General features: G+C 39.8%; 28 protein-coding genes and 2 pseudogenes. 4 read left to right on the forward strand and 26 right to left on the reverse strand.

All coding sequences use genetic code 11. The annotated features are described in order from the left end of the window. Nucleotides 1-210: 210 nt before the first annotated feature. The 7 genes from CCC70_RS13865 to vanR form a co-directional block, all read right to left on the reverse strand. Nucleotides 211-543, reverse strand: a complete 333-nt coding sequence (locus tag CCC70_RS13865; RefSeq protein ID WP_278603971.1) for a DUF1648 domain-containing protein — start codon at nucleotides 541-543, stop codon at nucleotides 211-213. A 257-nt stretch (nucleotides 544-800) separates the two neighbouring features. Then, a complete protein-coding gene (locus tag CCC70_RS13870) occupies nucleotides 801-1,133 on the reverse strand; it encodes a DUF3784 domain-containing protein (protein ID WP_302467739.1) in 333 nt (110 codons plus the stop codon). A gap of 393 nt (nucleotides 1,134-1,526) precedes the next feature. Next, nucleotides 1,527-2,768, reverse strand: coding sequence for an ABC transporter permease subunit (locus CCC70_RS13875; protein ID WP_118614211.1), 1,242 nt, complete (start codon nucleotides 2,766-2,768; stop codon nucleotides 1,527-1,529). Nucleotide 2,769: 1 nt separating this feature from the next. Next, nucleotides 2,770-3,657 carry an ABC transporter ATP-binding protein gene (locus CCC70_RS13880; RefSeq protein ID WP_118411177.1) on the reverse strand — a complete coding sequence of 296 codons (888 nt, stop codon included), beginning with the start codon at nucleotides 3,655-3,657 and terminating at the stop codon, nucleotides 2,770-2,772. A gap of 140 nt (nucleotides 3,658-3,797) precedes the next feature. Then, entirely contained in the window at nucleotides 3,798-4,862 is a 1,065-nt protein-coding gene (locus CCC70_RS13885) for a sensor histidine kinase (protein ID WP_287085089.1), read from the reverse strand. Between the two features lie 13 nt (nucleotides 4,863-4,875). Next, the gene (locus CCC70_RS13890) at nucleotides 4,876-5,385 is read right to left on the reverse strand and encodes a VanZ family protein (RefSeq protein WP_244790864.1); all 510 of its coding nucleotides are present in this window, start codon (nucleotides 5,383-5,385) and stop codon (nucleotides 4,876-4,878) included. Between the two features lie 16 nt (nucleotides 5,386-5,401). Then, nucleotides 5,402-6,097 (reverse strand): VanR-ABDEGLN family response regulator transcription factor, encoded by a 696-nt coding sequence (vanR, locus tag CCC70_RS13895; protein ID WP_287085092.1) that lies wholly within the window; start codon nucleotides 6,095-6,097, stop codon nucleotides 5,402-5,404. Nucleotides 6,098-6,477: 380 nt separating this feature from the next. Between vanR and CCC70_RS13900 the strand changes: the two genes are divergently transcribed. Then, a complete protein-coding gene (locus CCC70_RS13900) occupies nucleotides 6,478-6,957 on the forward strand; it encodes a sigma-70 family RNA polymerase sigma factor (protein WP_287085094.1) in 480 nt (159 codons plus the stop codon). Further along, nucleotides 6,954-8,396: a DUF4367 domain-containing protein gene (locus tag CCC70_RS13905; RefSeq protein ID WP_287085096.1), complete on the forward strand. Its 1,443-nt coding sequence runs from the start codon at nucleotides 6,954-6,956 to the stop codon at nucleotides 8,394-8,396. The genes CCC70_RS13900 and CCC70_RS13905 overlap by 4 nt, the downstream gene beginning before the upstream one ends. An 88-nt stretch (nucleotides 8,397-8,484) precedes the next feature. On the opposite strand, the gene CCC70_RS13910 is transcribed toward CCC70_RS13905, so the two are convergent. The 6 genes and pseudogenes from CCC70_RS13910 to CCC70_RS13935 all read right to left on the reverse strand — a co-directional run. Further along, nucleotides 8,485-10,233, reverse strand: coding sequence for a M56 family metallopeptidase (locus CCC70_RS13910; protein WP_287085097.1), 1,749 nt, complete (start codon nucleotides 10,231-10,233; stop codon nucleotides 8,485-8,487). A gap of 6 nt (nucleotides 10,234-10,239) precedes the next feature. After that, the gene (locus tag CCC70_RS13915) at nucleotides 10,240-10,629 is read right to left on the reverse strand and encodes a BlaI/MecI/CopY family transcriptional regulator (RefSeq protein ID WP_055153430.1); all 390 of its coding nucleotides are present in this window, start codon (nucleotides 10,627-10,629) and stop codon (nucleotides 10,240-10,242) included. A gap of 132 nt (nucleotides 10,630-10,761) precedes the next feature. Then, the gene (locus tag CCC70_RS13920; RefSeq protein ID WP_287085099.1) at nucleotides 10,762-11,664 is read right to left on the reverse strand and encodes a hypothetical protein; all 903 of its coding nucleotides are present in this window, start codon (nucleotides 11,662-11,664) and stop codon (nucleotides 10,762-10,764) included. 100 nt (nucleotides 11,665-11,764) lie between these two features. After that, a complete protein-coding gene (locus CCC70_RS13925) occupies nucleotides 11,765-12,157 on the reverse strand; it encodes a hypothetical protein (protein WP_287085100.1) in 393 nt (130 codons plus the stop codon). Further along, nucleotides 12,154-12,300: a hypothetical protein gene (locus tag CCC70_RS13930; RefSeq protein ID WP_287085101.1), complete on the reverse strand. Its 147-nt coding sequence runs from the start codon at nucleotides 12,298-12,300 to the stop codon at nucleotides 12,154-12,156. The genes CCC70_RS13925 and CCC70_RS13930 overlap by 4 nt, the downstream gene beginning before the upstream one ends. Before the next feature lie 340 nt (nucleotides 12,301-12,640). Beyond that, nucleotides 12,641-12,892 (reverse strand): annotated as a pseudogene (locus CCC70_RS13935) (type II toxin-antitoxin system YafQ family toxin); the annotation flags it as partial. Between the two features lie 112 nt (nucleotides 12,893-13,004). Between CCC70_RS13935 and tnpA the strand changes: the two are divergent. Together tnpA and CCC70_RS13945 are read left to right on the forward strand one after the other, a co-directional pair. Further along, nucleotides 13,005-13,436: an IS200/IS605 family transposase gene (tnpA, locus tag CCC70_RS13940; RefSeq protein WP_442859732.1), complete on the forward strand. Its 432-nt coding sequence runs from the start codon at nucleotides 13,005-13,007 to the stop codon at nucleotides 13,434-13,436. A gap of 45 nt (nucleotides 13,437-13,481) precedes the next feature. Then, entirely contained in the window at nucleotides 13,482-14,810 is a 1,329-nt protein-coding gene (locus CCC70_RS13945; RefSeq protein ID WP_287085103.1) for a transposase, read from the forward strand. A gap of 202 nt (nucleotides 14,811-15,012) precedes the next feature. On the opposite strand, the gene CCC70_RS13950 is transcribed toward CCC70_RS13945, so the two are convergent. From CCC70_RS13950 to asnB, 13 genes and pseudogenes are all read right to left on the reverse strand, one after another. Next, nucleotides 15,013-15,291 carry a type II toxin-antitoxin system RelB/DinJ family antitoxin gene (locus CCC70_RS13950; protein WP_055066319.1) on the reverse strand — a complete coding sequence of 93 codons (279 nt, stop codon included), beginning with the start codon at nucleotides 15,289-15,291 and terminating at the stop codon, nucleotides 15,013-15,015. 436 nt (nucleotides 15,292-15,727) lie between these two features. After that, nucleotides 15,728-15,928 carry a helix-turn-helix domain-containing protein gene (locus tag CCC70_RS13955; RefSeq protein ID WP_227240443.1) on the reverse strand — a complete coding sequence of 67 codons (201 nt, stop codon included), beginning with the start codon at nucleotides 15,926-15,928 and terminating at the stop codon, nucleotides 15,728-15,730. Between the two features lie 24 nt (nucleotides 15,929-15,952). Continuing rightward, nucleotides 15,953-16,315, reverse strand: coding sequence for a sigma factor-like helix-turn-helix DNA-binding protein (locus CCC70_RS13960; protein ID WP_287085104.1), 363 nt, complete (start codon nucleotides 16,313-16,315; stop codon nucleotides 15,953-15,955). A gap of 164 nt (nucleotides 16,316-16,479) precedes the next feature. After that, nucleotides 16,480-17,247, reverse strand: coding sequence for an ABC-2 transporter permease (locus CCC70_RS13965; RefSeq protein ID WP_287085105.1), 768 nt, complete (start codon nucleotides 17,245-17,247; stop codon nucleotides 16,480-16,482). An 86-nt stretch (nucleotides 17,248-17,333) separates the two neighbouring features. Further along, complete coding sequence (locus CCC70_RS13970; RefSeq protein ID WP_118513943.1) at nucleotides 17,334-18,440, reverse strand: RNA-guided endonuclease TnpB family protein; 1,107 nt, start codon at nucleotides 18,438-18,440, stop codon at nucleotides 17,334-17,336. A gap of 214 nt (nucleotides 18,441-18,654) precedes the next feature. Continuing rightward, nucleotides 18,655-18,846: pseudogene (locus tag CCC70_RS13975) on the reverse strand (TnpV protein); the annotation flags it as partial. 227 nt (nucleotides 18,847-19,073) lie between these two features. Continuing rightward, entirely contained in the window at nucleotides 19,074-19,631 is a 558-nt protein-coding gene (gene lepB / locus CCC70_RS13980) for a signal peptidase I (RefSeq protein WP_287085106.1), read from the reverse strand. 10 nt (nucleotides 19,632-19,641) lie between these two features. After that, on the reverse strand, nucleotides 19,642-20,079 hold the full coding sequence (locus tag CCC70_RS13985; protein ID WP_118608730.1) for a helix-turn-helix transcriptional regulator: 438 nt from the start codon (nucleotides 20,077-20,079) through the stop codon (nucleotides 19,642-19,644). A 156-nt stretch (nucleotides 20,080-20,235) separates the two neighbouring features. Next, nucleotides 20,236-21,621, reverse strand: coding sequence for a DUF4179 domain-containing protein (locus tag CCC70_RS13990; protein WP_278603913.1), 1,386 nt, complete (start codon nucleotides 21,619-21,621; stop codon nucleotides 20,236-20,238). Beyond that, a complete protein-coding gene (locus CCC70_RS13995) occupies nucleotides 21,618-22,175 on the reverse strand; it encodes an RNA polymerase sigma factor (protein ID WP_287085107.1) in 558 nt (185 codons plus the stop codon). The genes CCC70_RS13990 and CCC70_RS13995 overlap by 4 nt, the downstream gene beginning before the upstream one ends. Before the next feature lie 574 nt (nucleotides 22,176-22,749). Beyond that, complete coding sequence (locus CCC70_RS14000) at nucleotides 22,750-23,301, reverse strand: hypothetical protein (RefSeq protein WP_110103543.1); 552 nt, start codon at nucleotides 23,299-23,301, stop codon at nucleotides 22,750-22,752. A 21-nt stretch (nucleotides 23,302-23,322) separates the two neighbouring features. Continuing rightward, nucleotides 23,323-23,562, reverse strand: a complete 240-nt coding sequence (locus CCC70_RS14005; RefSeq protein WP_055065705.1) for a hypothetical protein — start codon at nucleotides 23,560-23,562, stop codon at nucleotides 23,323-23,325. A 478-nt stretch (nucleotides 23,563-24,040) separates the two neighbouring features. After that, a complete protein-coding gene (gene asnB / locus CCC70_RS14010) occupies nucleotides 24,041-25,900 on the reverse strand; it encodes an asparagine synthase (glutamine-hydrolyzing) (RefSeq protein WP_186582522.1) in 1,860 nt (619 codons plus the stop codon). Between the last annotated feature and the right edge of the window lie 245 nt (nucleotides 25,901-26,145).

Raw genomic sequence — 26,145 nt, forward strand, 5'->3', positions numbered from 1 at the left:
TGATATAAAACAGCCTGCCCAATGAACCAGAAACTGCCATATATTTGCTTCTTTATTTATAGATCAGCCTTTAAAGTATTCTGACCACAAAGGCTGATATTTACAGTAACAATGCTCCTCTTTCATCTTTTTACACAGGTTCTACTGTTTTTTACGACATTTTGCACTTTCCATTTTTAGTCCTTGTTTTCGCTATACTCAAGTAGTCATTTAGATAAACGAAGCATAAATCATAAAAATTTCTGCAATCAAAATAATTCCTAAAACACAATCAATCATCAGGTTATATTGACCATCCGTTAGCCAGGTCTTCGAATGCATCAGAACATACTTTATACTTTTTTTACCACTCAAGATTGTAACAGCCAGAAGGAGTATCGGCATTAAAAAAATTTCTATCTTATTACCAAAGTCATCTGCGACTCCATTCCCAGCAAAGTGAACGGGAATAATCTTCGGTAAGAAAAAGAAGCTTATTATTGCAATCGCAATGCCAGCGATGCAAATTCCCCATGTTAATTTCCTGCTGCTTATACCATCCATAACAGTGCCTTCCTCTCATATGTCAGATACTGGTACTTACTCAAAGCCCTCTAATAAGCTTACTTTTTGAGCAATTCTTTAACAACCCAGCATGTAGCTATTGTTTGCATCAGAAAAACGAAATCACACACATATTTCATTCCAAATTTCATAGAAGAGCTCCCAATCAATCCAAAACCTATGCAAGTCGCCCCTATGCTGAATATCAAAGCCAAAATAGAAATAAATATTCTATATTCTTTTTTCATATCCCTTGCCTAAATGTTCTTTTCTATTTTTTCTCGTTTCATACGTTCTTTCATCAATAAAACAAATTGAACGGTCCATATTACACACGCTGCAAAACATCCGATTCCACTGTATAATAAATCTATGGCTGCACCGGCTACAAATGGCAGTGCCATCCACATCATCCGATTTCCATATACTCTGCACATTTCTTTTTCATCATACTGTTTTCGTTCTTCCTTAGATTTCATATTATAGCCAGACAAAAATGCAGCGGCCTTTCCATTTGATTTTACAAAGCAGATTCCGAATAAAAACATAATCACTGCCATTCCCAAATCAAAGATAACACAGATTATCATTGCAGACACCTCACTTCCCACTCTGGCTATCAAATAAAAAAAGCCAAACACAACAGTAAAACTTATTATGTTTGGCTAGGTCAACTTGTTATTTTTTTATCACTTCTTATGGTTTTATTATACTATATATTTCTCTATAGTAAAACAATTTTTTATATTATTTTTTATATTATTTTTTATTTTAATATTATATTTCTACTATCATCAATTTTTCAGATATTTTCAACGCATAAACAATGCTATTAGCTATAATATTTCCATAAAATTCATCATAGGTTTGTGTAAACGCAAAGAAACGGCGGCTCTGAAATCAAAGCCGCCGTTCCAAATTGTCTGCTTTTTTCTTTTGCCGTCGTGCGGCAGATAAGCAATTCATTCTATTTTGAACTTCTTTTATGCTACCTGATGTCTGCGATAGGAATGAATCGCCAAGAATGTAAACACAAATAATTCAATTCCTGCCGAAATCAAAATAACATGCGGTGTCCAGAAACTCGTTCCACCGATATTCAGATAATTGAAATCTGCAAGCTGAGAAAGGAAATTGTTCTGCATACCAATTCCGGCAGATGGAAGTATGGTAGAGAGCCATGTTGCTCCCATCGCCACATAAGCAAAAAGCGGCATGAGAAGAACTACAATAGAGATCAGCAGAACTGTCAATGTGTCTTTACATTTTGCAGACAGGAACAACGTACAGCTAACCGTTGCTAATACAGAAAGTAAGCCCGCTGCTGCGAGAATGATCTGCAACTGCCCCAGATTGATGTTTGGCAGATTAATGATAGAGTATCGCATCTGAAACGATGTTTTTAAGCAATCCGTCCCGAACGCTGCATCTAAAATCAGAATGTGTACCGTGATCCCGACAAGGAAAGTAACAACGAATAGTGTAAATGCCGCCAGAATTTTGGTAATTGCTAATTGTTTATGCCCGTATTTGGTGGTTCGCAGGATGCTGTCACCGCCCGTTTGATATTCTCCGGCGAAAGTAGGTGCTGCGATTGCCACACACAAAATAGCAAGGAACAAAATATAAAACTCAATGTAATCAAATGCATCTTTAGAAATTCCAGAATGAAGATAAAATGGCGTATCAAGTTCTGAATATTTTTCAAGAGCTTTCTGCTGTGCGGTTTCGTTTTCTCTTTGCTCATTCCGCATGACATCCTGTAAATGTTCTGCGCACTTTTCATAATAGGCTCCGTCAATGTCATTCGGGTCAATATCCATTAAATCAGCACCAATGCCTGTTAATGGATCAGCAAACGCTTCGGACAGACCCATCAGCAAGTGACGGAACGGGACGATTTTTTCAATATATACAGTCAGAGGAAAGCCATCTTCCTCGGGCGACCCATATTCTCGAACGCAGCTTTGATAAGTTTCCAAAGCCGATTTGATCCTATCCGGGGTCACTTCACCAGCGGATGTTTTATATAAATCTTGTTTGTACTTGATAGCTGCCAAGCCATCTAATTCTGTAACCGTGCCATCTTCGTTTGGACGGTTAATACCCTCATATGAAATAGGCAGGTATGCCATGGCTACGGAAAGCAAAAGTGCGATTGCAAGTAAAATCAGGGTGCGCCGTGACTTCAAAATACGTTTTAGTTCAAGTCTAAAGAGCCGCATATTATCTGTCCTCCTTTTCCAAGTCTGTCTGCGGGAACAACCACAGATACAGATCTTCCAATCGTGGCTCCGTTGTAACAGACCCATCAATTTCCGAATGTTCGGACAGATAACGAATAGAAACCTGATTGTGATCTTCGCCTCGCTGATTGATAATGCGCAGCCGCATTTCACATTCCGGCAGCTTTGAGGCCGGAATTATGCAATTCCAAACCTTGCCTTCAATCTGCTTGACAAGTTCTGCGGTAGTTCCGACATCAACAATTTCTCCGGCTTTCATAATTGCGTTGCGCGTAGAAATATATTCTATGTCAGATACGATATGGGTGGAAATCAACACGATTCGATCATGCGAAAACTCGGAAATGAAATTCCGCAGACGCACGCGCTCTCCGGGATCAAGTCCTGCTGTCGGTTCGTCCATGACAAGTATCTCTGGGTCGTTTAACATAGCCTGCGCAATACCAACACGACGCTTCATGCCGCCTGACAGATTGGAGATTTTTTTCTTTTTCACATCGGAGAGCGAAAGAATGTCCAACAAATGATTGATCTTTTGGGTGGTTGCCCTTGTAGGAATATCTTTCAGCGCAGCCACATACTCCAAATAATCTTTGACCGTAAAATCCCGGTGATACCCAAAGTCCTGCGGCAGAAAGCCAAACTTGCTTCGGTAAACTTCACCCAACTCTCGAATGTTTTTTCCGTCATAGTAAACTGCTCCGCTGGTTGGTTTCATAATATCAGCAATCATGCGCATGAGCGTGGTTTTCCCTGCGCCATTCGCCCCCAAAAGTCCCCAAACGCCGGGAGTCAATGTCAGATTGACATCATTTACTGCTGTTTTGTTTTTGAACTGCTTGCTTAAATGCTCTATTTTCAGTTCCATGCTTACACTCCTTTCTTTTGCTTCGGCTGAACAATAAAAAGCCCTTGTTCGATAATCATTGTACCGAACAAAGGCTTTTCAATCTCAAAAATCACACGCTTAAATTCCTAAGTAATTCCTAAGATCACAGTCTTATTTTCCTAAGCGGAAAGGGGTAATGTAATCACAAAGTCTATGGTTTCGTTTTGACTGGATGCAGTAATCGTTCCACCGTGTAAATGTATAATTTCTTCCGCAATAGAAAGACCAAGCCCCGCACCACCTGTATTAGAAAGCCGGGCATCATCCAAGCGATTGAATTTTTCAAATATACTGTTAAGCTGTTCCTCCGGGATTGTTTCCCCACGATTTTCAAAAGTGATCTGAATATCATGTTCTAACCGTTTAGCGGATATAGTGATCTCTGTCTGCGGGTAGCTATATGACGCTGCATTTCGTAAAAGGTTACTGAAAACTCTCGCCAGTTTTTCAGGGTCAGCGTTCACGGATAAGTTATCCTCCGCAGTAAATATCGCTGTATTGCCATTTGCGGAGAGTGTCGGATATATTTCATCTATTACCTGCGCAATCAGACAATGTAAATCCACAGGTTCTTTTTTGATAATAACCGTATGTGCATTGTACTTGGTAATTTCAAAAAGTTCATTGATGAGCTTTTCAAGGCGTTCTGCCTTATTCAACGCAACTTTTACATACTTTTCCTTTTGCTGTTCAGGCATGTCAGGGGCTTCATGGAGCAGGCTCAAATAGCCGATTACCGTTGTGAGAGGAGTGCGTATATCATGTGCCAGATACATAATAATTTCATTTTTCTTTTCTTCTGCCTGCTTTGCAGTCTGCTTGCTCAACAGAACAGACATTTTAATCTGATTGAGCTGTTCCTCCAGTTCTTTCAGTGGCTCAGACAACGATACGGTATGACTGTTCTGCTCATAGACCGTTTGGGTCGCATCAATTACTTCATCCAGATAGCCCCACGGCTTTTTCCAATAGTAATTGAAAATACATACAAAGCCGATCATCAGATACAAAATAAAAAGCAGATCGAGCCGCCAGTAGAGCCATGCAAAAATACCGTTGTCAAATTTTGAAAAGATGTAGTCCAAAATAAGGGTCAAACCATATCCAACAACGGTATAAACCAGCAATGATAGGTATAGGCGCACTTTTAGGCGCTTTTCTGTTGTCATTTCTTTCTTTGACATGAGAATACGCCTCCTACCGATTAGCAAACAGAAGAAAGCCAAGCAGGCCAATCACGACAACACTTACTATGCCTGCCAGAATAGAAAACAGTCTGTTTGCTTTTATTCTATTTCCGATTAACCGGGCTGTTATCGAATATACAGCAAGTCCCAAAAGACCGCCTGCCGCATTTGTGAGTACATCAGTAATGTCAGAACGTCCGATTGCTAAAACATACTGCATAGTTTCAAATAAAAAACTTGTTCCAGCAATCAGCATGAATTTCACATATAATTTTGTTCTTGGCAGAAGCATTTGAAGATAAATACCCATAGGCACAAAAATCAAGAAATTTTCGAGCACCTCTGTTAAGTGAAATGCTACTCCAATTTCCTTGTCATAGTGAAAAGGAATAAAGTTTATACTTCTTATCTTGTCTAGATCACTGATTGAAAATTGTAGTTTGAAAAGTATGATCCAAACCAAGAGTGCCAGATAAATTAAGAATAAAATGGTTACGAAGCAATTTGATTTTCTTTTCATAGCGTACTCCTTTCGCTTAAATTTTGTAACCAACACCCCAAATCGTTTTAATATACTGCGGAGTATCGGAAGTATCGTTCAGTTTCTCACGCAGATGTCGAATATGCACAGTAATTGTGCTGCTGTTTTTAGAGTAGTATTCATCTTTCCAAACTGCATGAAACAGTTCTTCAATACTTACAACATTCCCAGCATTTGACAAAAGGACGTGGAGAATAGAAAACTCTGTCGGTGTCAGAGAAACCGGCTCACCGTCTAACAGACATTCATGGGTCTGCACATTCAGGCACAATTTGTTATAGGAAAGTTCCGATGGAACTTTCTCTGTGATGATACCGGGCGAATATTTCTTGTAACGTCTTAACTGCGCTTTCACTCTGGCAACTACTTCAAGTGGGCGAAAGGGTTTTGTCACATAATCGTCCGCTCCCAATGTCAGCCCTGTTATTTTATCCGTTTCCTCAATTTTAGCCGTTAGCATGATGATTGGATAAGTGTATTTCTTTCGGATAAGCTGGCAAAGTGAAAAGCCGTTCATATCCGGGAGCATAATATCCAGAATAGCAAGATCAATGTCGCCGTTTTCAATACACGACATGGCATCCGTTGCGCAGTAAAATTTATAAACAACGTAATTTTCGTTTTTCAAGTAGACCTCCAACAGATCCGCTATATCTTGCTCGTCATCTATAATTAGTATCTTTTCAGACATATTTTCAACTCTCCTTTTTGCTTGTACTCGATTAAGTATAACAAATACAGCATCTAAATTCACAATGGATTGCATGCGAAATTATTAAGATTTTCCTAACTTTTTTCATGCTAATATGATAATGCACATTAGCATATTAGCATGAAAGTAATCACAAATAACACCCATGAACAAATTTAATTATAACAATGTCCCTTTGCAAATGCTTGTTTTATTGCTTTCATTATAGAATACTATCGAAAATAGACATTTTTTTGTGCAAAACCACGAACTTGTCCATTTATAAGAAAAAGAATAAATTATTAGGGATATTTTTGATTTCTGCACGTCTAATAGATGTAAAGAAAATGCTGGCTGGCAAAAAAAGAGGTGGTGTTTAAATGACAAAGGAACAACTTGGATCTCTGATCCTAGATTCAGAAAGACAATTATACTCAACTGCAAAAACAATTTTATTTAGTGACTATGACTGTGCAGATGCTATTCAGGAAACAATTGTGAAGGCTTTTTCCAACGTCGGTACATTAAAAAACGATAACTATGCCCGGACCTGGTTAATCCGTATCTTAATCAACGAATGTTACAGCCTTGTGCGTAAATCCAGTAAATTTATCCCATTGGAAAATCTAGCTGACAGACAGGAATCGGAATCAGAAAAAACGAAGAATTACAGTGAATTATATACAGCCGTAAATTCCTTAAAAGAGGAACTGCGTTTACCCGTTATTCTATACTATATAGAAGATTTCAGTGTAAAAGAAATCGCCCAGATCCTTGAAATATCGGAAGGTGCCGTTCAAAAGAGACTTGCAAGGGCAAGAGGAAAATTAAGGCAGGAATTACAGGAGGTGTCAATATGAGATTAGAAGATATGAAAAACGATATTCCCGAAACACCGGATTTTATCCATAATATGATTCAAAATGAGGTGGCAAAGCAGCTGGCGGATAATAAAGTGGCGAATCTGCGAAGAAGAAAACGATGGACAGCTCCGAAAGTTGCCGCAGTGGCAGCTGCGTGTGCGCTGGCAGTTTCCACGGCAGTATATGCAGGAGTAAATCTGTATCACTGGTTTTTGGAAAAACAGGGTTCTTATGGTGTTTCAGTCAAAATTGATGCTGGTGATGCAGCAAAGAAGACCGTGCTTCCAGATGAGGTCCCAGAGGTAGATCTGTCTGCTAAATATATTCCGGAGGGCATGAGCTGGATTGACGAGTACCATCTCCAATATCCTGAGCATGGCATGACTGGCGGGTTCAGTTTTTCATTTGTCCTGTTGGATAAAAATGATCTGGGACAGGTAGTACAGGATCAGAATGTTATTGATAGTGAAGAGCGTACATTTGGGAAATACCAGGGGATATATCTCAAATATAATAGCATTACCGAAAGCGGGGCTCTTAACCAGAGAATTTATCTTGTCTGCCCGGATTTATATCGTGTCCTTATGATCTACATCGGAGATGATGTGTCAAAGGATGAAGCCATAAAAGTAGCAGAAAATCTGGTGATTGAGGGAAACACGACTATGGTAAAGACCGCCGGATTGCCTACATGGAGCGGAGAGATGATATCTGAAAAGACAGAAGCTGATAATGATGAAATAAGTACTTCTGTAAATGAGAAAAAACTGCCCATTTACCAAATTGGTGACACCTTTGATCTGGATGTGATTGGTGAAAACACAAATGGTGAATATCTGGAAAAAACGATTTCTGCAAAGGTAGATTCTGTTCAAATTTCTGATACTCTTCAGCTTCTCGATCCGGACAAAATACCACAAGAATGGGCGGAAGCCATTGATGCTGATGGAAAGCTATCTACAAACACATTGAATTATGTGAAATCGGGCGACGGAATCGATTCCCTGGATGAAATTGTGAAGTCAGAGGAAGTGAATCAGAAACTGGTCTATGTTACAGTTACCTATATCAATCATTCAAATGAGGAAATCGACCATATGCTTTATCTTGGTGCTTTACTGACCCTGACTAAGGAAAATGGAAAAGTGCAGCTTTACATTCCAACAGAACAGGCCGGCGATGGCTATGACTACATTAGTTGGACCAGCGTGGCAAAGACTGGAGAAATGGTATATTATAGTGTCTCTGAAAATTATGGCAACGGTGGAAACTATATTTCCTCTATAAAACCAGGCGAAAGTGTACAACTGAACATGGCCTGGATCGTAAATGAAAGCGACCTCAAAAATCTGTATCTGAATGTGACTGGAGACGGAGCTTCATATGAGTTCTCTGAATATATACTGAAAAAGGGACTAGTAGATATTCGCAAATAATATGCTATCGTTTATGATTCCATTTTTTTATATGTCATATATGAAAAAGCGTTTTTCGATTCCTTTTGGTTTCGAAAAACGCTTTCTTTTATTCTGTATAGATGTTCCCATTCTCATCCGTCCAGGTACCGTCACCATTGTCTGTGTATCCGACCCCATCTGCGTCACAATAATAATAATCTCCGTTTGTTGTTTCTATTACATTAACAGTACCGTTACTGCCCTGGAGTTCATGCTGTTCCAGTTGGTTTCCGAAATGATAACCTTCGTCATTCCAGGTACGATATGAATTTCCATTGGCATCTGCCCAGTTTCCATCTCCCTGATAACTGTATCGGCTCCCATAATAATCAGAATAGGTCCCATCTCCGTTATCGTAAAGAACTCTGGATTCTTCATCTCCTCCACCCGGTGCTACAATTGATGCTACACCGGAAGTAGTACTGAATCCACTGGTATATGGTACGCCTGCTGGCAGATTTTCATAAGATGAAACAGACCCGTTGTTGTCAGAGGTAATTCCATCATCGGTCGTTTCACTTACCTGTCCGCTGTTTTCCATGGCAGGTTCATCGTTTGTTTCCGCATCTGCTTTTTCCTCTTCGTCTACAGAATCCTCTGTATCTGTATTCTCTGTCACTCCTCCTTCGTCCTGGGTTTCAGCAGCTTTCTGCATAGTTACCATTTCAGAAAATGGTGCATAATCCGGTACATTATTTTTCTCTGGATCTGCATTTTTTTCAATACCAGACTTCTCCGTCTCTACTGAAACTGTATCTGTCCCGGCAGAGACATTAAATACCAGATTACCGCCTGCAAGCAGCAGCGTCACAAGAATTCCCGGAAGAATTCCTTTGCGGAGTTTCCGAATGTTCACCATATACAGAATCCGATCTTTAAACACCATTTCGCTGTCATTAAGACTTGCTGTCACATATGGAATCTGATTTTCCATGGCTACTGTCCTGAGAAGCAGCTGTCGATATAATTTATGTTCCTTTTTATTAACTCTGCGAACAACTGCTGTATCACACAGATTCTCAATATCCTTATCCGCTTCTTTCAGCATGATAAGAAGAAAGGGATTGAACCAGTATATCGATGCACAGATTCGAAGGAGCATCTTATACCAGAGATCCCGATGGCAATAATGTGTAAGTTCATGGTAAAAGATAAGTTTTCTTTCTTCTGCTGAATACCCGGTTGCTGGTAGATACAATTTTGTATGTAAAAGTCCTGCAAGAAGCGGTGTGGTAAGACCTGCGTTTTGCCTGAGTTCCGGTATTCTGCGTACGTGCTTCTTTTGACACGCTGCACGGTACATCTGAATACTCACCGTATCACTTACCTGTAGACTCATCCGTTCCAGATTCCTTATAGAAAAATAATATGCCAGCAATTCTCCTGTCAGTTTAAGTACCGCTACGCTCAGCCAGACAGCAGCAAAAATCACAGCCACAATTCCCAGCCATTTATCTGATTCGTACCTGACAGTTCTCTTTTGTTCCGGGATTTCTGTCAGATTTTTCATGTCTTTGCTCGCAGATGATACGGTTTCTGTTATCTTCTGACTTTCCTCTGGTCTGACTGCGTAATCCGTTATCTTCGGGCTTTGCGTATTCTGTTGACTGCTTCTAAGTACTTTGAAATCCACCAGTGCCAGATTCGCCGGAAGGCGCACCGGAACACAAAGGCTTATCGTAATCAACAGCCAGATAAGGTACTTCCATCTCGCTGATACACGTCCTTTAAACAGAGTCGCAAGCACTTTTACCAGTAAAATTACTACTGCTGCAATAACATTCAGTTTCAGAATGTGTAGAATGAAAACCTCCATAATTCGCTATTCCTCCCTGTCCTCCAGGTTCTTAAGAAATTCACTGAGATCCTGGACTTCTTCTGAGCTGATCTTCTTTCCATGATAAAGTGAAGTTACAAACTTTTTTAGTGAATTCCCATAAAGTTTCTCAAGAACACTCTGGCTTTCATGTGCCTGATAATCTGACTGCGAAACCAGGGGTGTATACAGATTCATTTTTCCCTGTTTCGTCACTTCCACGAAATTTTTGTTCTCCAGTCTGGTCAGCAATGACAAAATTGTTGTTGATGCAAGATTTTTCTTCATATTGATCACTTTCTCAATCTCCGGTCTGGTCATCGGCGGAGTATTATTCCAAAGAACGAGCATAATATCCAGTTCTGATTCCGGAAGTCTCTGGTAAGTTTTTTTCACTTTTTCATACCTCCTGTTACATATTTTCTACAAATGTAGGAATAATTCTATTTTACCACGGTTCACGGAAATGGCAAGGGCTTTTGCACAATTTGCAAATACCCTTGCCATTCCTGCAGCTACTGACCACTATCAGTCTATTTCTGTATAGCTGTTGCCATTTTCATCACTCCATGTCCCGTCTCCGTTGTCCGTAAATCCTGTACCATTTTCGTCCTGGAAATAATAATCACCATTTGTAGTTTCCGTAACCGTCACAGTATTACCGTTTGCATCCTGAAGGTCATGCTGTTCCAACGTATGTCCCAGATGATGAGTGTCATCATTCAGAGCTGAGTAGGTATTTCCATTTTCGTCGGTATAAGTTTCATCCCCATTATCGGTATAGTTCATTCCATCATCTCCACGATATTCACAAGAATAATCTTTGTGAAGAATGTAATTAATCTCAATGGTATTTCCATCACTGTCAACTAATGTCATTGGTGAGGTAGTAAGGATATCGGAATCATCATCGCTGTCCGAGGATTTTGTAGAAGCATTTTCTTCTGTATCGGAGGAATCTGAATCTCCTCCTGACTTCTGACTGGCAGTATCTGTAGTTGACTTATCAGAATCATCAGAAGAATCATCGGTCTGGTTTTCATTCTCCTGTCTGGTAAGTGAAGGATTTCCAGGATAAGAAATATATTCTACAAATTTTCTGACATCACTGATGTCATCTGCATCTTTTGCATATCCCACTGCCATATACAGGCTGTTTCCCTCTGAATAAATTGTCTGATAGCAGGCATCGTATGTGTCATTGCATTTGGCAATCCCTGTTTTGACATCCTCCAGTGAATATTTATAGATATTTACATAATCATTTCCGTTCGTATAGCTTGCATAGGTACCTTCCGTATCTGCTTTTTCCCATTCAGATCCAGCCGGCGGCTGTGTATAGAAATCATTATTTCCTGCTGCCATAACCGTTGCAGCTGAAAAAATCCCAAGTGTTGCTACCGTCATAAGTGTCATAAATTTTGTCTTCATCGTGGATTCTCCTAGAATTTTATTTTCTACATCTGTAGAAGTTAATTGTATTCTACAACTGTAGAATACAATTGTCAATTCTTTTTTTAATATTTTTTTATCATCTCAGTTTAATTTCTATTTTTCCTTCCACTGGGCTATATAAATCCAGAGGATCTTCATCACTTTCATAAACACGTCCTTCGCCTTCTCCGTAAGTATCTTCTATTCCAGTTTCATATTTTTTATATGTTGTTCTGTTTTTTTCTTCTTTATTTACATATAATTCTAATGTCACCGTTTTAGCATCTGGAGAAATTCCTTTATATTTTGTATTATTTCTGCTTTCTTCAAACACAGTCTCTGTGCCTCCATAATTTGTCATTCTATAAAGCCCCTGATTTCCTTTGTCATCGGTTCCTATTAAAGTATGTAACAGCAACCATCCACTCTCCAGTTTTTCAATGCCCCCAAGCTGGCCCGTCATGATCTTTCTGGTACGATGTGCATTCAAAAGCTGATGCCATCTGCTTCTTCCTGTTCCTCCATGCTTTCAACCTGCGCGTCTACATCGATTGTCAAAACACTATCGTAGACCGCACGCGGAACATCTTTTTCCCCGTTTCCCACCAAAACTGTTTTTTTGGTATCCTCCATATACTTCCTCCTGTTCTTATTTATTTTTGTCTTCTCTGCTCCATCCAGAAAGCTCCTTTTCCTCCGGTACTCAGGAAAGACAAAAGAAGACACAAAAAAAGCAGCCCGTTTAAAGCTGCTTTCTTCATGCCTTCTTTTTACAGATACCATTCTATAATACATGGAATTCTATGTCAATATTACCACGATTGCAATAGTGTCGCATATTGATTCCTTTTATCGAAGTGGTAAGGGCTACCGCGTTTTGGCGTACCACTATCAAGGTCGTCGCGTTTCACGACACCCCTTTTGCATACAGAAAAACCGCCGTACAGGTTTCCCCCATACGGCGGCAGAATGTTTATTTGCCGAACAAATCGCTGTGTGTACCGGTGCGGGCCAGCGTCAGCACCAGAACATCATCCTCTATGCGGTAGACAAGCAGCCAGTCCGGGAGAATATGACATTCCCGATGACCTGCCCAATCGCCGGACAGGTCATGGTCGCGGTTCTTATCTGGCAGCGGTTCGCCCATTGCCAGCATTGCTACGACCTGCTCCAGCAGCTCGATCTTCAAGCCACGCTTGATGGCTCGTTTGTAGTCTTTTTTGAATAACTATGAGTCGCATTCGCGTTACTTTAGTGATGAGTTAGGCGCACTATTTTTTTAAAAAAAGACAGAACAAATGTTTGTAAAATATTCTTGCATATGGCATAATAAAAACATGGAGAAAAATATGTTTAATATCAATAATAATGAACTATCATATGGTAGAGGATATGTGTATTCCCTACAGTATCATCTGGTATGGTGTACAAAATACCGGAAAAAGGTTTTAAAAGATGGTATTGATACAAAATGCAAAGAAATGCTCTGTGACCTTGCAGAAGAATATAAATTTCAGATCCTGGCAATGGAGGTTATGCCGGATCATATCCATCTGCTTGTAGACTGCAGACCACAGTTTTATAGCTCTGATATGATCAAGATCATGAAGGGGAACATTGCCAGACAGATGTTTCTTGCGCATCCAGAACTGAAGAAGGAGCTTTGGGGAGGGCATCTGTGGAATCCATCTTATTGTGCAGTAACGGTGAGTGACAGGAGCAGGGAACAGGTATGTCCTTATATCGAAGGGCAAAAAGAAAGACATTAACCTGAAAGAACCCGTTTTTTAAATTTGTAAGAAAGAGGAAAAAAGATGAGGACAGTATCCAGTTATGGCGTAGAATTGCGAAAACAGAATATCCCGATCCGCCAGACACTGGATATTTATCGTTCTGCGGTCAGTTGTCTGATTGGGATCTATGCTCAGACATGGGATGAACTGGCAGTAATCACAGAACCTAAAAAACGTTTCAACACGGCAGAACATCTGGTACATAGCACTAAAAAGAACCAGGCAAGGTTTGATTTTGACCTGCGATTTCCAAAGATGCCTTCTTATCTGCGAAGGGCAGCTATCCAGCATGCACTGGGAAGTGTATCCTCATATAAGACAAGGCTGGGACTGTGGAAAAAAACGGATCAGAAAGGCGGCAGGCCGAAGCTGGTGTGTAATAATCATGCCATGCCGGTATTCTACCGTGATGTGATGTACCGTGAGGATACAGAAGAAAAAGATAGAGTGTGCCTGAAACTTTATGACGGCCATGACTGGAAATGGTTCCGGGTCAGCCTCAGCCATACAGATATGGAATATCTCAGAAAGAACTGGGCAGGAAAAAAAGCTGCAGCCCCCGTGTTGGAAAAAAGGCATCGTAAATACTTCCTGCGTTTTTCTTATACGGAAGAAGTGTCGCTTACAAAGACACCTGCAAAAGAACAGATTATCTGCAGTGTGGATTTAGGACTCAATACGGATGCAGTCTGTACCATTATGCGGTCAGATGGAACTGTCCTGGGAAGAAGGTTTATTGATTTTCCCAGTGAAAAAGACCGGATGTACCGTGTACTGGGACGGATAAGCAGATTCCAGCGTGGGCATGGCTCTGCACAGGTGAAAAGCAGGTGGACTTATGCGAAGCGCCTTAACACAGAACTCGGAAGAAAGATCGCAGGAGCAGTCACAGGATATGCAGAAGAAAACCATGCGGATGTGATCGTGTTTGAGTATCTGGAAATAAAAGGAAAGATATCCGGGAGAAAAAAACAAAAGCTGCATTTGTGGAGAAAAAGGGATATCCAGAAAAGATGTGGACATCAGGCGCATCGCAAAGGGATGCGGATATCCAGGATCTGTGCGTGGAATACCAGCAGGCTTGCCTATGATGGGTCAGGAACAGTTGTCCGTGATCCGGGCAATCACAGTCTCTGTATATTCCAGAACGGAAAAAGATACAACTGTGATCTTTCGGCATCCTATAATATTGGAGCAAGATATTTTATACGGGAACTCTTAAAACCCCTTCCGGTAACGGAAAGGTCTTTGCTGGAGGCAAAAGTCCCTTCAGTAAAGCGTAGGATCTCATGTGTATATGCGGACTTAAGAGAACTATCTTCAGAAATGGAAGTCTTAAAAGCAGCATAAACACAGGCAGATATACAGCGGACTACCTGTGGTGTGGGAACCTGCCATATCTGGCATGGAAAAACGCATGACTGCGCATATCCTAAGTTACAGGCGTATCCGCCGATATTTAGCCTTGTCGCTTAAAGCGACTGAGGAGCATGTGACTTTAGTCATGTGAGATCCACACTGGTCGTGTACTTGACGGTATATTTGGTTTCTTTCATCTTTTCAGGTCAGCAAACAACTCGTCAAGGTCATTGAAGCCCTTTACAGACGGGTCTTTTGCAATCCTTTCCGCTTCCAGCATGGCAGCAACCGTTTCTTTGTTCGGCTGTTCCAGCCTTACTTCAAAGGGAATGCCGCCTTCACGAAGCGACTGGCGCACAAAGATGTTAAACGCCGTAGTCAGGTTCATGCCAAGTTCAGTAAACAGTGCGTCCGCCTGCGCTTTCAAATCTGCGTCCATGCGGATACTGATGTTTGTGGTATTTCTAGCCATACGATCAACCCCTTTCTGCTGGCAATTATAGTATATGTCATTTGCACGAAGAAAACAATACTTTGCACGAATATTTAACAATAAATTCATTCAATGAGGTTAGCTGCACGATGAAGCCTGTATAACAGAAGGATTTGGTGGTGATAATAATTGCCTGATTCCTGTGGCCTTTTAGTTATTTGTAGTTCCATCCTGCCCGCCTCATAGCAAGCTCCATCTCATATATATTTGTTTCATTGTAGAGTTTTTCTTTTTGCCCGCCAAGCTTGATTGTCCGCAAATAAGATAACCGGGTATTTTGCGTATTTTTGATATAAGTAGATTTTATATAGCAATTCTCAGGATTCACAGTCGTATAAAGCAGAGCATCGTTTTCAAGGATTTCCAATGGGCGTAAGTTATGTGATGTAAAGATCAATTGTCCTTTAGCTTTATGCTATCGGTCAAGCCGGAACTTAAACAAGCTTTCAATCAGCTTTGTTCTGATGTAATCCTCCATATCAGAGTTATAATAACCGTTCATCTTAGAGAAATAGCGGATATATCCGGTGTAACGGTTAAGGACGGCTTTTACCGCTTTCGGATCACCCTCATGTGCCTCTATAATCGTGTCATAGGGGAGAAACCGGTTACTCATGGGACAACACCTCCATTTTCTCTTTCAGCCTCTTTGTTCTCCGATTTCTTTCTGCGTCAAGTGCTGGAAGTAATACAAAAAGATTTCCTCCTGTGTCTGTTCCGGCAGCCGGGCAAGAGCCGCTGCAAGGGAACGGCTGTCTAAAAGTATCGTCTGCCCCCGGACAGAAAACGGATAGGTTTCTCCATAGTCCGGCACTTGAAAATACTCGTCTGTGGTGCTTAGCGGGACAAACTTTTCTTCGGTCAAATATTCAAGGGAGATTTCACGTTTCCACCTCGCTGCCAGCATACGGGCAGCGTCAAAGGACGCATGACGAATAACAATCCGGCAGTAGGTATCATGGGTATAGCGGATATGTTCTTGATAGGTTTCGTATTCAGTCATGGAAAATCCCCCTTTCTTCGATTATGTGAAAGGGCGGCAGCACTTTTTGCTGTCGCCCCTTGATTACCTACCAGCAAGGACAGACGGGGTTGTCAACGGTGGGCGTAGCCCATTTACTTGCCGTTGACTGGCTTGGCTGGGTTTGCTATTCTGCTACTGTGTTATCAAACTATATCCCGATTTTTATATACTGCTGCTGCAATCCGATATGAGATAAAAAACCACACAACAGAGATTACAAGCACGATATTAAAAGCCAACTGGATATTGTCTTTTACAGGAATAAAGAGGTTTGTGAGAAGTACAAGCCCAACAATAACACCTGTCGATGCCATAAAGGACATCATAAAAACAATTTGGGATTTTTCCGGGTCAAACAAATAAGCACATGGTAAGCTAATGCCGCCCGCTAATAAAGTGGCACTCATACCGATTGCGGCATATAAGCACAAAGAATGAACTGTTATATCTGCTCCCGCTAACATAAGCACAATACATGGAATAAGTGCTGTAATTAAACCGATTACCGCAAGCAAGATATAAAAGATAAATTTCTCTCTGATAATCTGATTTCTTGATACGGGCATGGTAATCACATTTTTATTCCATTTTGAGCCTGCGTCACTTGTGATACTGATAAAAACCGCTTCTGTATCAGAATATAACAAAAACCATGAATCCTGAATCGGCAAACATCTTGCGTTTACTTTTCCTTTTGCATCGGTAATACAAACAACTACCACTTTTTCAGAATTATTGATTTTATTATTGGACATCACCAGTACCGGACGCATTTTATTTTTTTCCGTTCCTATGTTGTATCCCAAATCACAAAACCATATTTGTCCATGTAAAACCTGTCTATGTTTATTCGTAGTGACATGCTCCCACCACTTAAATCTCTGATTTTGAAGTGGGGGCTTCTTGCTCAATGGCTCTACAGAGCCAAGTATCTACAAGCTATCCTCGCGTGCCCCGCGATTTTTATTAGTCCGGTTACGGACTTTTTATTGTGCTGTCATGCACATTCTGCAAAGATTCTTTTTCCCTCATTCATGATGTTAACTGCTGCATTTACATCACGGTCCATTCTGTGTCCGCATTCACAGTAATAGATCCTTTCAGATAAAGACAATTTTTCTTTTTTCTTTCCACATACACTGCAAATCTTACTTGATGCAAAATAACGATCTACTTTTATCAGATACTTCCCGCGTTCCTCCAGTTTATATTCCAGCATAGATAGAAACAGGCCATATCCATTATCATGTACACCTTTTCCAAGATGAAGTCCTCCTGCCATCCCTTTCAGATTCAGATCTTCCACGCATACTGCATCGAAGCTCTCAGCAAGACTGGCACTGAGTTTATGCTGAAAGTCTTTTCTCTGATTTCGGATCTTTTCATGGCACAGTGCAACTCTTTTCTTCTGCTTCTTATAATTCTGACTGCCTTTCTGACATCTGGACAGCTTTCTCTGTTCCCGCGCAAGCTTTTTCTCTGTATTCCGATAGAACATCGGATATTCAGCTCTTTTACCAGTAGAAAATACACACATCCCATGCATGGCAAAATCAATCCCCAGAAATTTTTCTGCCGGTCTTTTTTCTGCTGTTTGGTTTTCACAGCAAAACAAAAGACTGGCAAAATATTTTCCGGATGGCTCCCTGCTGACTGTCACAGATTTCAGTTTCCATTTTTCTGATATCGGACGGTGAAGCTTCATTCTGACAGCCGTCATCTTAGGCAGTTTCAAATATTTTCCTTCCAGAAAGATATTTCCATTCACTACGTTTGTTGTATAAGATTTTCTTGATGACTTCTTTGATTTGAAACGCGGAAATCCTGCAGATGGTTCACGAAAAAACTTATGGAATGCGCTTTCCAGATGCATCTGTACATTTGCTAACGCCAATGAATCCACCTCTTTCAGCCAGGGATATTCTTTCTTGTAACTGGCTGGTGTGTTCCTTAACATCTTTTTTTCTTTTTTATAATGTTCCATTTTGTCAGCAAGCATACAGTTATAGATAAATCGGCTGCAGCCGATTGTTTTTTCTATTTGTACACGTTGTTCTGCATTTGGATAGATTCTTACTTTTACTGCCCGATTTATTTTCCTCACCTTATTCCTACCTGTTTACAAATGATTGCAATTGCCATTCCTGAACAATATGTTCTTTTTCATTATAATACAAGTCATCTACAGGAACAAGTGTTTCCTTTTTTATTTATAAAATTCTTTTGAGCATTTATGCTCAGATCTACAATTCATCTCACTACCTGCAGAGGTAGGAGAATTCTTGTTATATATTATGTTAAATACATAATAGGAAATACTTGTCCACTTCCAGAAGATGCTTTCCAATCGTATCCTGCAGAAGCATCACCTGATAGGTTGAATTTCGATGGTTTTTCAGATAATCTCTGCGAAGAAAACCATACTTGCCAAGTTGCTCCATCTGCTCACCGGATTTATAAGTAAGATCCGGAAGCAGATATCCATTTACATTCGTATACTTTAATTTCATTTTGTTAGCACTCTCCATTTCTCATCATTTTTTGACCACAAATTTACGACATTTACGACAAATCTGACACTGCTTTACAATACCAGACAAAATGACTGATACCCCGGAAAGCCTGTAAAACAGGCACTTTTGGGACACACAAGACAGGACAAAAATCGACTTCCATTATCAAATAAAAAACGCGAATATTCCAGTGCTTAATAAGCCACTGATATTCGCGTTTCTTATTATCCTAACCACTTGAAAGATGGATAGTATCTTACAACAGCTTTCCCCACAATCTGGTCAAATCGCACGAATTTGTTTTTCCATAAACGTGAATCCTTCGAATCATTCCGGTTATCACCAAGCATGAAATAACAGTTTTCCGGAACTGTATATGGACCATAACTTCCGATCATCTTCTCCGGAATGAAAGAGTCATCCAATGGAGTTGGTGAACCATCAATGTAAACTTTCCCATCCTTGATTTCCACTACCTCTCCCGGCAGTCCGATCACTCTTTTGATAAAAAGACGGCTTTCATCATCTGGATATTTGAATATTACAATATCAAATCGCTTCGGATCCTTGAACTTTTCAGAAATTTCATGACCGAACAAATTAAGATTGATTCCATACGCAACCCGAAAACCGAAAAGGCGGTCCTTCACCATAAGTGTTTTTTCCATGGAGGGTGAAGGGATTTTTGCGTTAATCAAAACAACATTGTTGATAACCAGGATAATCGCCACTACTATTACAAGCAATTTCACATAGCCTAACAGTTCACACCAGATTTTCATGCTCTCCACCTCACCGTTCTTCATCATTCATATATCTGAACAATCTTTTGTCATATTTTGCTTCGCGATACCATCCAATTCCGATCATGACCACGCCTAATACAATGGTAACCGTTCTGGCCATTGTATCGGCTGAAAACAGGCAGCTAATTACAATTCCAGTTCCTGCACCTGTAAAAAAGTCAATAACAGACTTTTCCCGTTTCAATGATCCAAGAACTCTTTCTTTGTCCATGGTTTTTACCATTTTGGCATCTTCCTTTATTAAGACATCGAGAGAAATATCAAAACGGTTGCTGATGTCTATGAGAATCTGTAGATCCGGATAACTCTTTTCATTCTCCCAATTAGACACAGTCTGTCTGGTAACATGAAATATTTTTCCAAATTCCTCCTGAGTCAACGCCTTTTCTTTTCGTATTTTTAATATTTGCGTTCCAATATTCATATTTGCTCTGCTCCTGTTCTTCCAATCGTTTTTGCTTTCTCACTTGGATTATAAAAAAAATTCTGCTAAATGAAAAGCGATTTACCTTTTACAGCGAAAAAACATGTATGCAAAGCTTTTTTGACATGGGATTTTTGAAAACAGATTCACGTTTCTCTACCTAATCTGAATCCTTATTTTATCACCGACAGGTGTCCAGCCAGATTCTGCAGTGATTTCACCTGTAGTTCCATCATATGCGCTTTCTTCGGTTCCATAATCTTCATCCGTTTTATCTGCTGCGTCGGTATTTTCTTTCTGGTCTGTATCGTCTTGAAGCCTTACTTCTGTGGGAGCATCTGCCCCTCCGATAATTTGAGTTTCAACCTGATTCTCTGCATCTGACGGATTTTTTTCCTCCAAAGTATCCTCCGGAACCTCTTCTACCTCTTCTGTAGTCTCACCAATTTCTACAAAATCGTCATCAACCCAGACTGTGTCTGCAGTAGCCATGTAAGGTTCTCTGGTATAAAGCTGTAATTCCAGATAATCGCTGTCAATATCCGGGAGCAAAAGAACCGGGCCGTCAGAATCCAGCTGATACATGCCCCAGAAACTGGTTTTAAAACTCCATTGAGATTTACCATCTGCCGAATTACTGCGCAGTTCATACTGTACCTGATTTCCTTTATTGTCTGTCCCCATAAGCATCATCTCATTACCATTATACAGCTTTTCCTCAAGTTCTTCCGGAATTTCTGCCGTAATTATACTTTGCAGTTTATTCATGGAAAAGTCTGTTAATTTTACGGTTCCTTCTTCTGTTTTAACAGAAACACCTTCTAGTTTTTTATGAACTGTCTGTTTCATAAGCTCCGCATGGGGAATAGAAAAATCAAACTCAAACTCTGCAAAATAATCTTCGCCAAGATTTTCATTTTGATAGGCACCAAGTACCAAATGTATTTCCGGATTTTCTCCCAAATCCTCATCAAGGGAAAAGCGGGATTCCAGAACAGCATCATAGACATTTTCATCCAGTCCAGTATTTAGTAAATCCTCATCCGAATACGGCAGATAGTGTCCGCTTTCGTATTCTTCAATTTTCTGTCCATTTATTGTAGTTTTCTGATAATCAATGTCAAGCTGTGTATTGACAAAAGACCAGGCATCCTGGACATCATCCGTGCCCTTTTGCCCGGAAGATGTTTTTTCTGCATGCACCTTTGTTAACAGAACCCCATTATCCAGAACAACTTCTTTTAATGTTACAGTAATTCCTTTGTCTTCCTTAGAGGAATTCAACACTTCCGTATAAGATTCAATGCTTTTGGGGAAACCAAGTGTTTCTCCTATGGACAATGTAATATTTTTTATTGCAGCCTGGATATGTGGATTAGAAAAGATAACAGAACCCAAGGTGACAATCACACAGGCAGCAGCAGCTTTGCTCCACCCTTTTAGTCTCCGGTTTTCCTTTTTTTCACTCCATTCCCGCTCTGCTTCCTCTATATATTTCGGATCAATATTACCAAATTCTTTTGAAAAATCAAACTTTTTCATATGCGTCCTCCTTCTTTTTCCAACAGTTTCAACAGCTTTTTCCGGTTTCTGTATAAATTCATTTTCACGCTTCCCGCTGACATATGATGCCTTTTGGATATTGCAGAAACAGGATCTAAAAACCAGTATCTTCGTACAAAAATATTTCTGTCTCTTGGAGACATTTCTTCCAAAAAACGATTTATGGTTTCCATCAGTTCTTTTTCTGCCAGATGTTCTTCCACTGTATAAGTTACATTTAGCTGCTCCATTTCATCCATAACATCTGCCATATGAACATCTGGGCGCTTGCCTGCAAACTTTTTCCTTAAACGGTCAATACTAAGATTTCTTGTAATCCGACCGCAAAAATGTGCCAATACAGGAGGCTGCGTAGGAGGAATCTGAGACCATACTGAAAACCAGGTATCATTCAGACATTCCTCGGTATCTTCTCTATTCGCCAATAAATTCCAGGCAATCTTGTAGCAATAGGGATGATACTTAGTACTCAATTCTATAATTCCATTCTCATCTCTTTTCAAAAACAGATTTATAATTTCATCATCATTCATTTACAGGTTGTCCTCCGGGTTTCTTTAAAATAAAAGTCACTGTCCATAATCTGACCAGCAACAGATAAGGTGCCTTTTTGAATAAAAATATTTCCATTCATATTATATATCGTAAAAAATAGTGGATGGTAACAAAAAAATTTAAATTTTTTCAGTTGAGATCCAAACTACAGTTTTGGTTTTCAGAAGATTACCTTTTAGGGGTAAAAGTAATGAAAAGCAGCCGATATTCTCATTTTATATATCATGAGATACCGGCTGCAACTGCTGTTATAAAATATTTAGTCCAATAAAACTCCCTCTATTTGTATTTTTTAGAAAAGATTTGCACGTCTAACTCATCACTGAAATAACGAGAATGTGACGCACAATTATTCAAGTCGTTGAGTCGCTCTTGAAAGCAAAACCGTATTACACTTGTAAAAAAGGTCTGCCGCTTCTGCACTCAGATTTTTTAGCAAGTGTAATATTCTACATATTCCTGAACTATCCTTATGGAGTAACATATCACTGATATGGACAAACAGATACCTTTCGACGATCAATCAGTCTATTAATTGTTTTAGTATCAACATCAAATTGAATCAATTTCTTTATATAACTTTATTAATTGCCTAAGCAAATTTTCATATTCTTTTATTGTCTCATCCGAATCAGACTCTTTTACTATATCCTTGTCATTTCGTAGATTAGAAATTTCAAATGGGTATTGGTTCAATAATTTGATTGTTTCTTTGCGATTTGGGATTAATTGATTTCTTTTATTATATGGAATCGCATTTATGCGCTCTCTTAAATTATGCCGCAGATTGTATGCAAGCCAGTCTGCCGTATCAAAAAAAGCACGATACTCATGTCCATATGCTTTCTCAAGGTTTCCTTTGATATAAGAATAGTAATCGTATCCTTCCGGCACTTTTTTGGTTGTGCTTGCAAAAATCCTTACAATATGATCATATGCATCCCGGTGCTCTTTTAATGGCTGAATCAATGCATCCCCATTTTCTGATATTTCTTCGGCTGTAAGTAGATAAATTTTGGTTTTTTGATGTAATTGATATATCTTTTTCCACAACAGCCCAATCTCATCGTTTTGCATCAGATTAAAAACATTTTGTTCAGCCATTTAAAATACCCCGCTATTGAATTAATGAATTTTTAACTTTGACTCCTTTTCCCTCATTACCAGAAACGATTTTTCATCTAGAATACGGTCACCAAAAATCCGCCAGGATCCACGTCGCTTTATTCGGTACGCTTTAATAGTGGAGATTTGTCCGTTTTCACAGTCTCTTGAAAAATTTTTCCTATATTTAAAAGTTTCTACTATCCCCCATAGAGTCCCTGCAACTATAAAAAAAAGAAGTACTGCTACAGCTTCAATCATAAATATTCTCCTTATCATCCCAGTTACATGCATCGTCACAATCGGACTGCATCCCAAGGTCTTTTGGTTCGATCACATTTCTTACACTACTACCTGCACTATATTTTTCTCTTCTGTAAATTATGCTAAGATGAACAAATGTTTCTCTGTAAAGTAACAAAAGAATAAATCCAACAAATATACAGGATAGTAATATAACTCCTTTACTAGATGCCACAGACTGCAATTGTGGATTTCCAAGGAAGCAAACTGCTGAAATTGCGCTTCCTGATTTGCCTTTCCATTTAAGAACAATGAGTCGAAAGCATCCAAAACCGTAAAATCTTTCAGATTTCCACCCACATACTCCTTAAACTCTTCCTCCAATAATCCGAAAGTTTCTATACAAACAAATAGAGTTTTATCATAAAAATCCCAAATACCATTGTCAACGGATTTTTCGTATATTTATATTTTTACCGTCTCATAACCAACTCTCTCACTTCGAACATGTAGCAAAAAATCTATCATACCAGATAAGGAATGTCAAAACTGTCCAGATTTTACGGCTGTTATCTGCCTTTTTCTCTTTGTGCTCTTTCAGAAGTAAAAGAAGCTTATCTGTATGAAAAAACTCTTCTGCTTCTTTCGAGGTAAATAACTCCTTTACCCTCTGATACCAGTCATCCTGCCGCAGCCACACACGGATTGGAATTGGAAAACCAAGTTTCCTACGTTCATCGGTTTCCTGTGGAAGAAATTCTGAAACAGCTTTACGGAAAATATATTTGGTTGTACCCGCTGCAATCTTGGCTTCTTTCGGAAGCTTTGCTGCAAAGTCAAAAACTTCTTTATCCAGAAATGGTACCCTGACTTCCAATGAATGTGCCATGCTCATTTTATCTGCTTTCTGCAAAATATCGCCAGGAAGCCAGTAGCTCAGATCTACAGACTGCATTTTTTCCATGTCTTGAAGTAATCCTCTGTTTTCTGACTCAAGTTCTTCAAAAAATGGTCTTAAATATTCCTGTGTGGAAGGTCCTGTTACTTTATTTTTCAAAATCTGCGCTTTCTCTTTTTCACGGTAAATATATGCATTTCCGATGAAACGTTCTTCCACTTTCATTCCTGCACGGATAAGGAAATCTCGTCCCTTCACATCCGGCAGCTTTGCAGCCAGTTTTCCAATTACACGTCTGACACCAAATGGTATCCAGGCAATTTTTTTCAAGGCTTCCGGTTCTCTGTAAATATTATATCCACCGAAAAGCTCGTCTGCTCCTTCTCCGGAAAGAACAACCTTGACATGACCTGCAGCCTCTTTTGAGAGAAAATAGAGTGCAACGGCGGAAGCATCCCCAAGGGGCTCATCCATATGATACATAACATCTGGAAGGGCATCCCAGAATTCCTGCTTGGATATGATTTTCACATGGTGTTTCAAACCTGCTTTTTCTGCCACTTTGGCAGCTTTGTTTACTTCACTATATCGGTCTCCCTCATCGAATCCCACTGTAAATGCCTGATCTGCACCAGAGGAAGAAGCCAGATAACCGGAATCCACTCCCCCGGATAAAAACGCGCCGACTTCCACATCACTTAACATATGGTGCTCCACTGAATCCTTTAAATTCTCTGCAAGCTCATTCCGCAGCTGCTCCATATTCGTCTTACGGTCCCATTGGCCTGGTGCAAGCTTTGTTTTGAAATAAGTCTTTATCTCATAGTTTCCGTTTTTATATAAAAGCATATGACCTGGCATAAGCTTATAAATCCCCCTGAAAAAAGTTTCTTCCAGAGGGGAATATTGAAATGACAAATACTGCTCCAGTGCCTTCTGATTTACTTTCCTTTCATAGCCTGGAAATGCAAGGATACTCTTAATTTCAGAAGCAAATACAAAGTGTCCATCTATTTCGGCATAGTACACAGGCTTAATTCCGAAGAAATCCCTTGCAAGCATCAAACTCTGCTCCTGTTCATTCCATACAGCAAACCCAAACATTCCCCTGAGCTTATTCAGTGCCTTCTCCCCATACAGCTGAATAGTATTTATCAGAACCTCCGTGTCAGAATGGGTACAGAAAGAAATGCCGAAAGCCTCAAGTTCTGCCCGCAGTTCCTTATAATCATAGATTTCTCCATTAAAAACAATATGAAGGTTTCCGTCCGCACTTTCCATAGGCTGCTGCCCATCTTCTAAATCAATAATACTAAGTCTTCGAAAGCCCAGCGTAATCTTCTCCCTGCAAAAAGAGCCCTCACTATCCGGGCCCCTATGCTCAATGGCTTTCATCATCCTTTCAATTACTGTCTTCTGATCCTGTCTGTAACCTGTAAATCCACAGATTCCGCACATTTTATCCTCCGTATCTATTTGATGTAGTTTATACGCTGCAGCAACTTTTTTATCACAAGTGAATCCCACATGGTCACATCGTAATCATAATGGTCTGTGAGTCTGCGCCTCAGCTTGTGTTCTCCCTTCTTTTTCTACTTTTGTAGAAATCATCTCTAATTCTACATCTGTAGACTTAGAAAGTCAATCCCATTTTCTACAATTGCAGAATCTATGTCATATATTTGATTACCCGTCATGACATA

Source organism: Blautia sp. LMAG:89 (assembly GCF_008679485.1).
GTDB lineage: Bacteria > Bacillota > Clostridia > Lachnospirales > Lachnospiraceae > Blautia_A > Blautia_A fusiformis.

Coding starts and splice junctions, on each gene's coding strand:
- CCC70_RS13990 (WP_278603913.1), bottom strand. CDS start 21,621: ATGAAAAAGTTTGATTTTTCAAAAGAATTTGGTAATATTGATCCGAAA.
- CCC70_RS13910 (WP_287085097.1), bottom strand. CDS start 10,233: ATGGAGGTTTTCATTCTACACATTCTGAAACTGAATGTTATTGCAGCA.
- CCC70_RS13890 (WP_244790864.1), bottom strand. CDS start 5,385: ATGAAAAGAAAATCAAATTGCTTCGTAACCATTTTATTCTTAATTTAT.
- CCC70_RS13870 (WP_302467739.1), bottom strand. CDS start 1,133: ATGATAATCTGTGTTATCTTTGATTTGGGAATGGCAGTGATTATGTTT.
- lepB (WP_287085106.1), bottom strand. CDS start 19,631: ATGAAAATCTGGTGTGAACTGTTAGGCTATGTGAAATTGCTTGTAATA.
- CCC70_RS13865 (WP_278603971.1), bottom strand. CDS start 543: ATGGATGGTATAAGCAGCAGGAAATTAACATGGGGAATTTGCATCGCT.
- CCC70_RS13920 (WP_287085099.1), bottom strand. CDS start 11,664: ATGAAGACAAAATTTATGACACTTATGACGGTAGCAACACTTGGGATT.
- CCC70_RS13900 (WP_287085094.1), top strand. CDS start 6,478: ATGACAAAGGAACAACTTGGATCTCTGATCCTAGATTCAGAAAGACAA.
- CCC70_RS13985 (WP_118608730.1), bottom strand. CDS start 20,079: ATGAATATTGGAACGCAAATATTAAAAATACGAAAAGAAAAGGCGTTG.
- CCC70_RS13960 (WP_287085104.1), bottom strand. CDS start 16,315: ATGACTGAATACGAAACCTATCAAGAACATATCCGCTATACCCATGAT.
- CCC70_RS13880 (WP_118411177.1), bottom strand. CDS start 3,657: ATGGAACTGAAAATAGAGCATTTAAGCAAGCAGTTCAAAAACAAAACA.
- asnB (WP_186582522.1), bottom strand. CDS start 25,900: ATGTGCGGAATCTGTGGATTTACAGGTTACAGACAGGATCAGAAGACA.
- CCC70_RS13875 (WP_118614211.1), bottom strand. CDS start 2,768: ATGCGGCTCTTTAGACTTGAACTAAAACGTATTTTGAAGTCACGGCGC.
- CCC70_RS13945 (WP_287085103.1), top strand. CDS start 13,482: ATGAGGACAGTATCCAGTTATGGCGTAGAATTGCGAAAACAGAATATC.
- CCC70_RS14000 (WP_110103543.1), bottom strand. CDS start 23,301: ATGGCTGAACAAAATGTTTTTAATCTGATGCAAAACGATGAGATTGGG.
- CCC70_RS13885 (WP_287085089.1), bottom strand. CDS start 4,862: ATGTCAAAGAAAGAAATGACAACAGAAAAGCGCCTAAAAGTGCGCCTA.
- CCC70_RS13950 (WP_055066319.1), bottom strand. CDS start 15,291: ATGGCTAGAAATACCACAAACATCAGTATCCGCATGGACGCAGATTTG.
- CCC70_RS13905 (WP_287085096.1), top strand. CDS start 6,954: ATGAGATTAGAAGATATGAAAAACGATATTCCCGAAACACCGGATTTT.
- CCC70_RS13930 (WP_287085101.1), bottom strand. CDS start 12,300: ATGGAGGATACCAAAAAAACAGTTTTGGTGGGAAACGGGGAAAAAGAT.
- CCC70_RS13995 (WP_287085107.1), bottom strand. CDS start 22,175: ATGAATGATGATGAAATTATAAATCTGTTTTTGAAAAGAGATGAGAAT.
- vanR (WP_287085092.1), bottom strand. CDS start 6,097: ATGTCTGAAAAGATACTAATTATAGATGACGAGCAAGATATAGCGGAT.
- CCC70_RS14005 (WP_055065705.1), bottom strand. CDS start 23,562: ATGATTGAAGCTGTAGCAGTACTTCTTTTTTTTATAGTTGCAGGGACT.
- tnpA (WP_442859732.1), top strand. CDS start 13,005: ATGGAGAAAAATATGTTTAATATCAATAATAATGAACTATCATATGGT.
- CCC70_RS13955 (WP_227240443.1), bottom strand. CDS start 15,928: ATGAGTAACCGGTTTCTCCCCTATGACACGATTATAGAGGCACATGAG.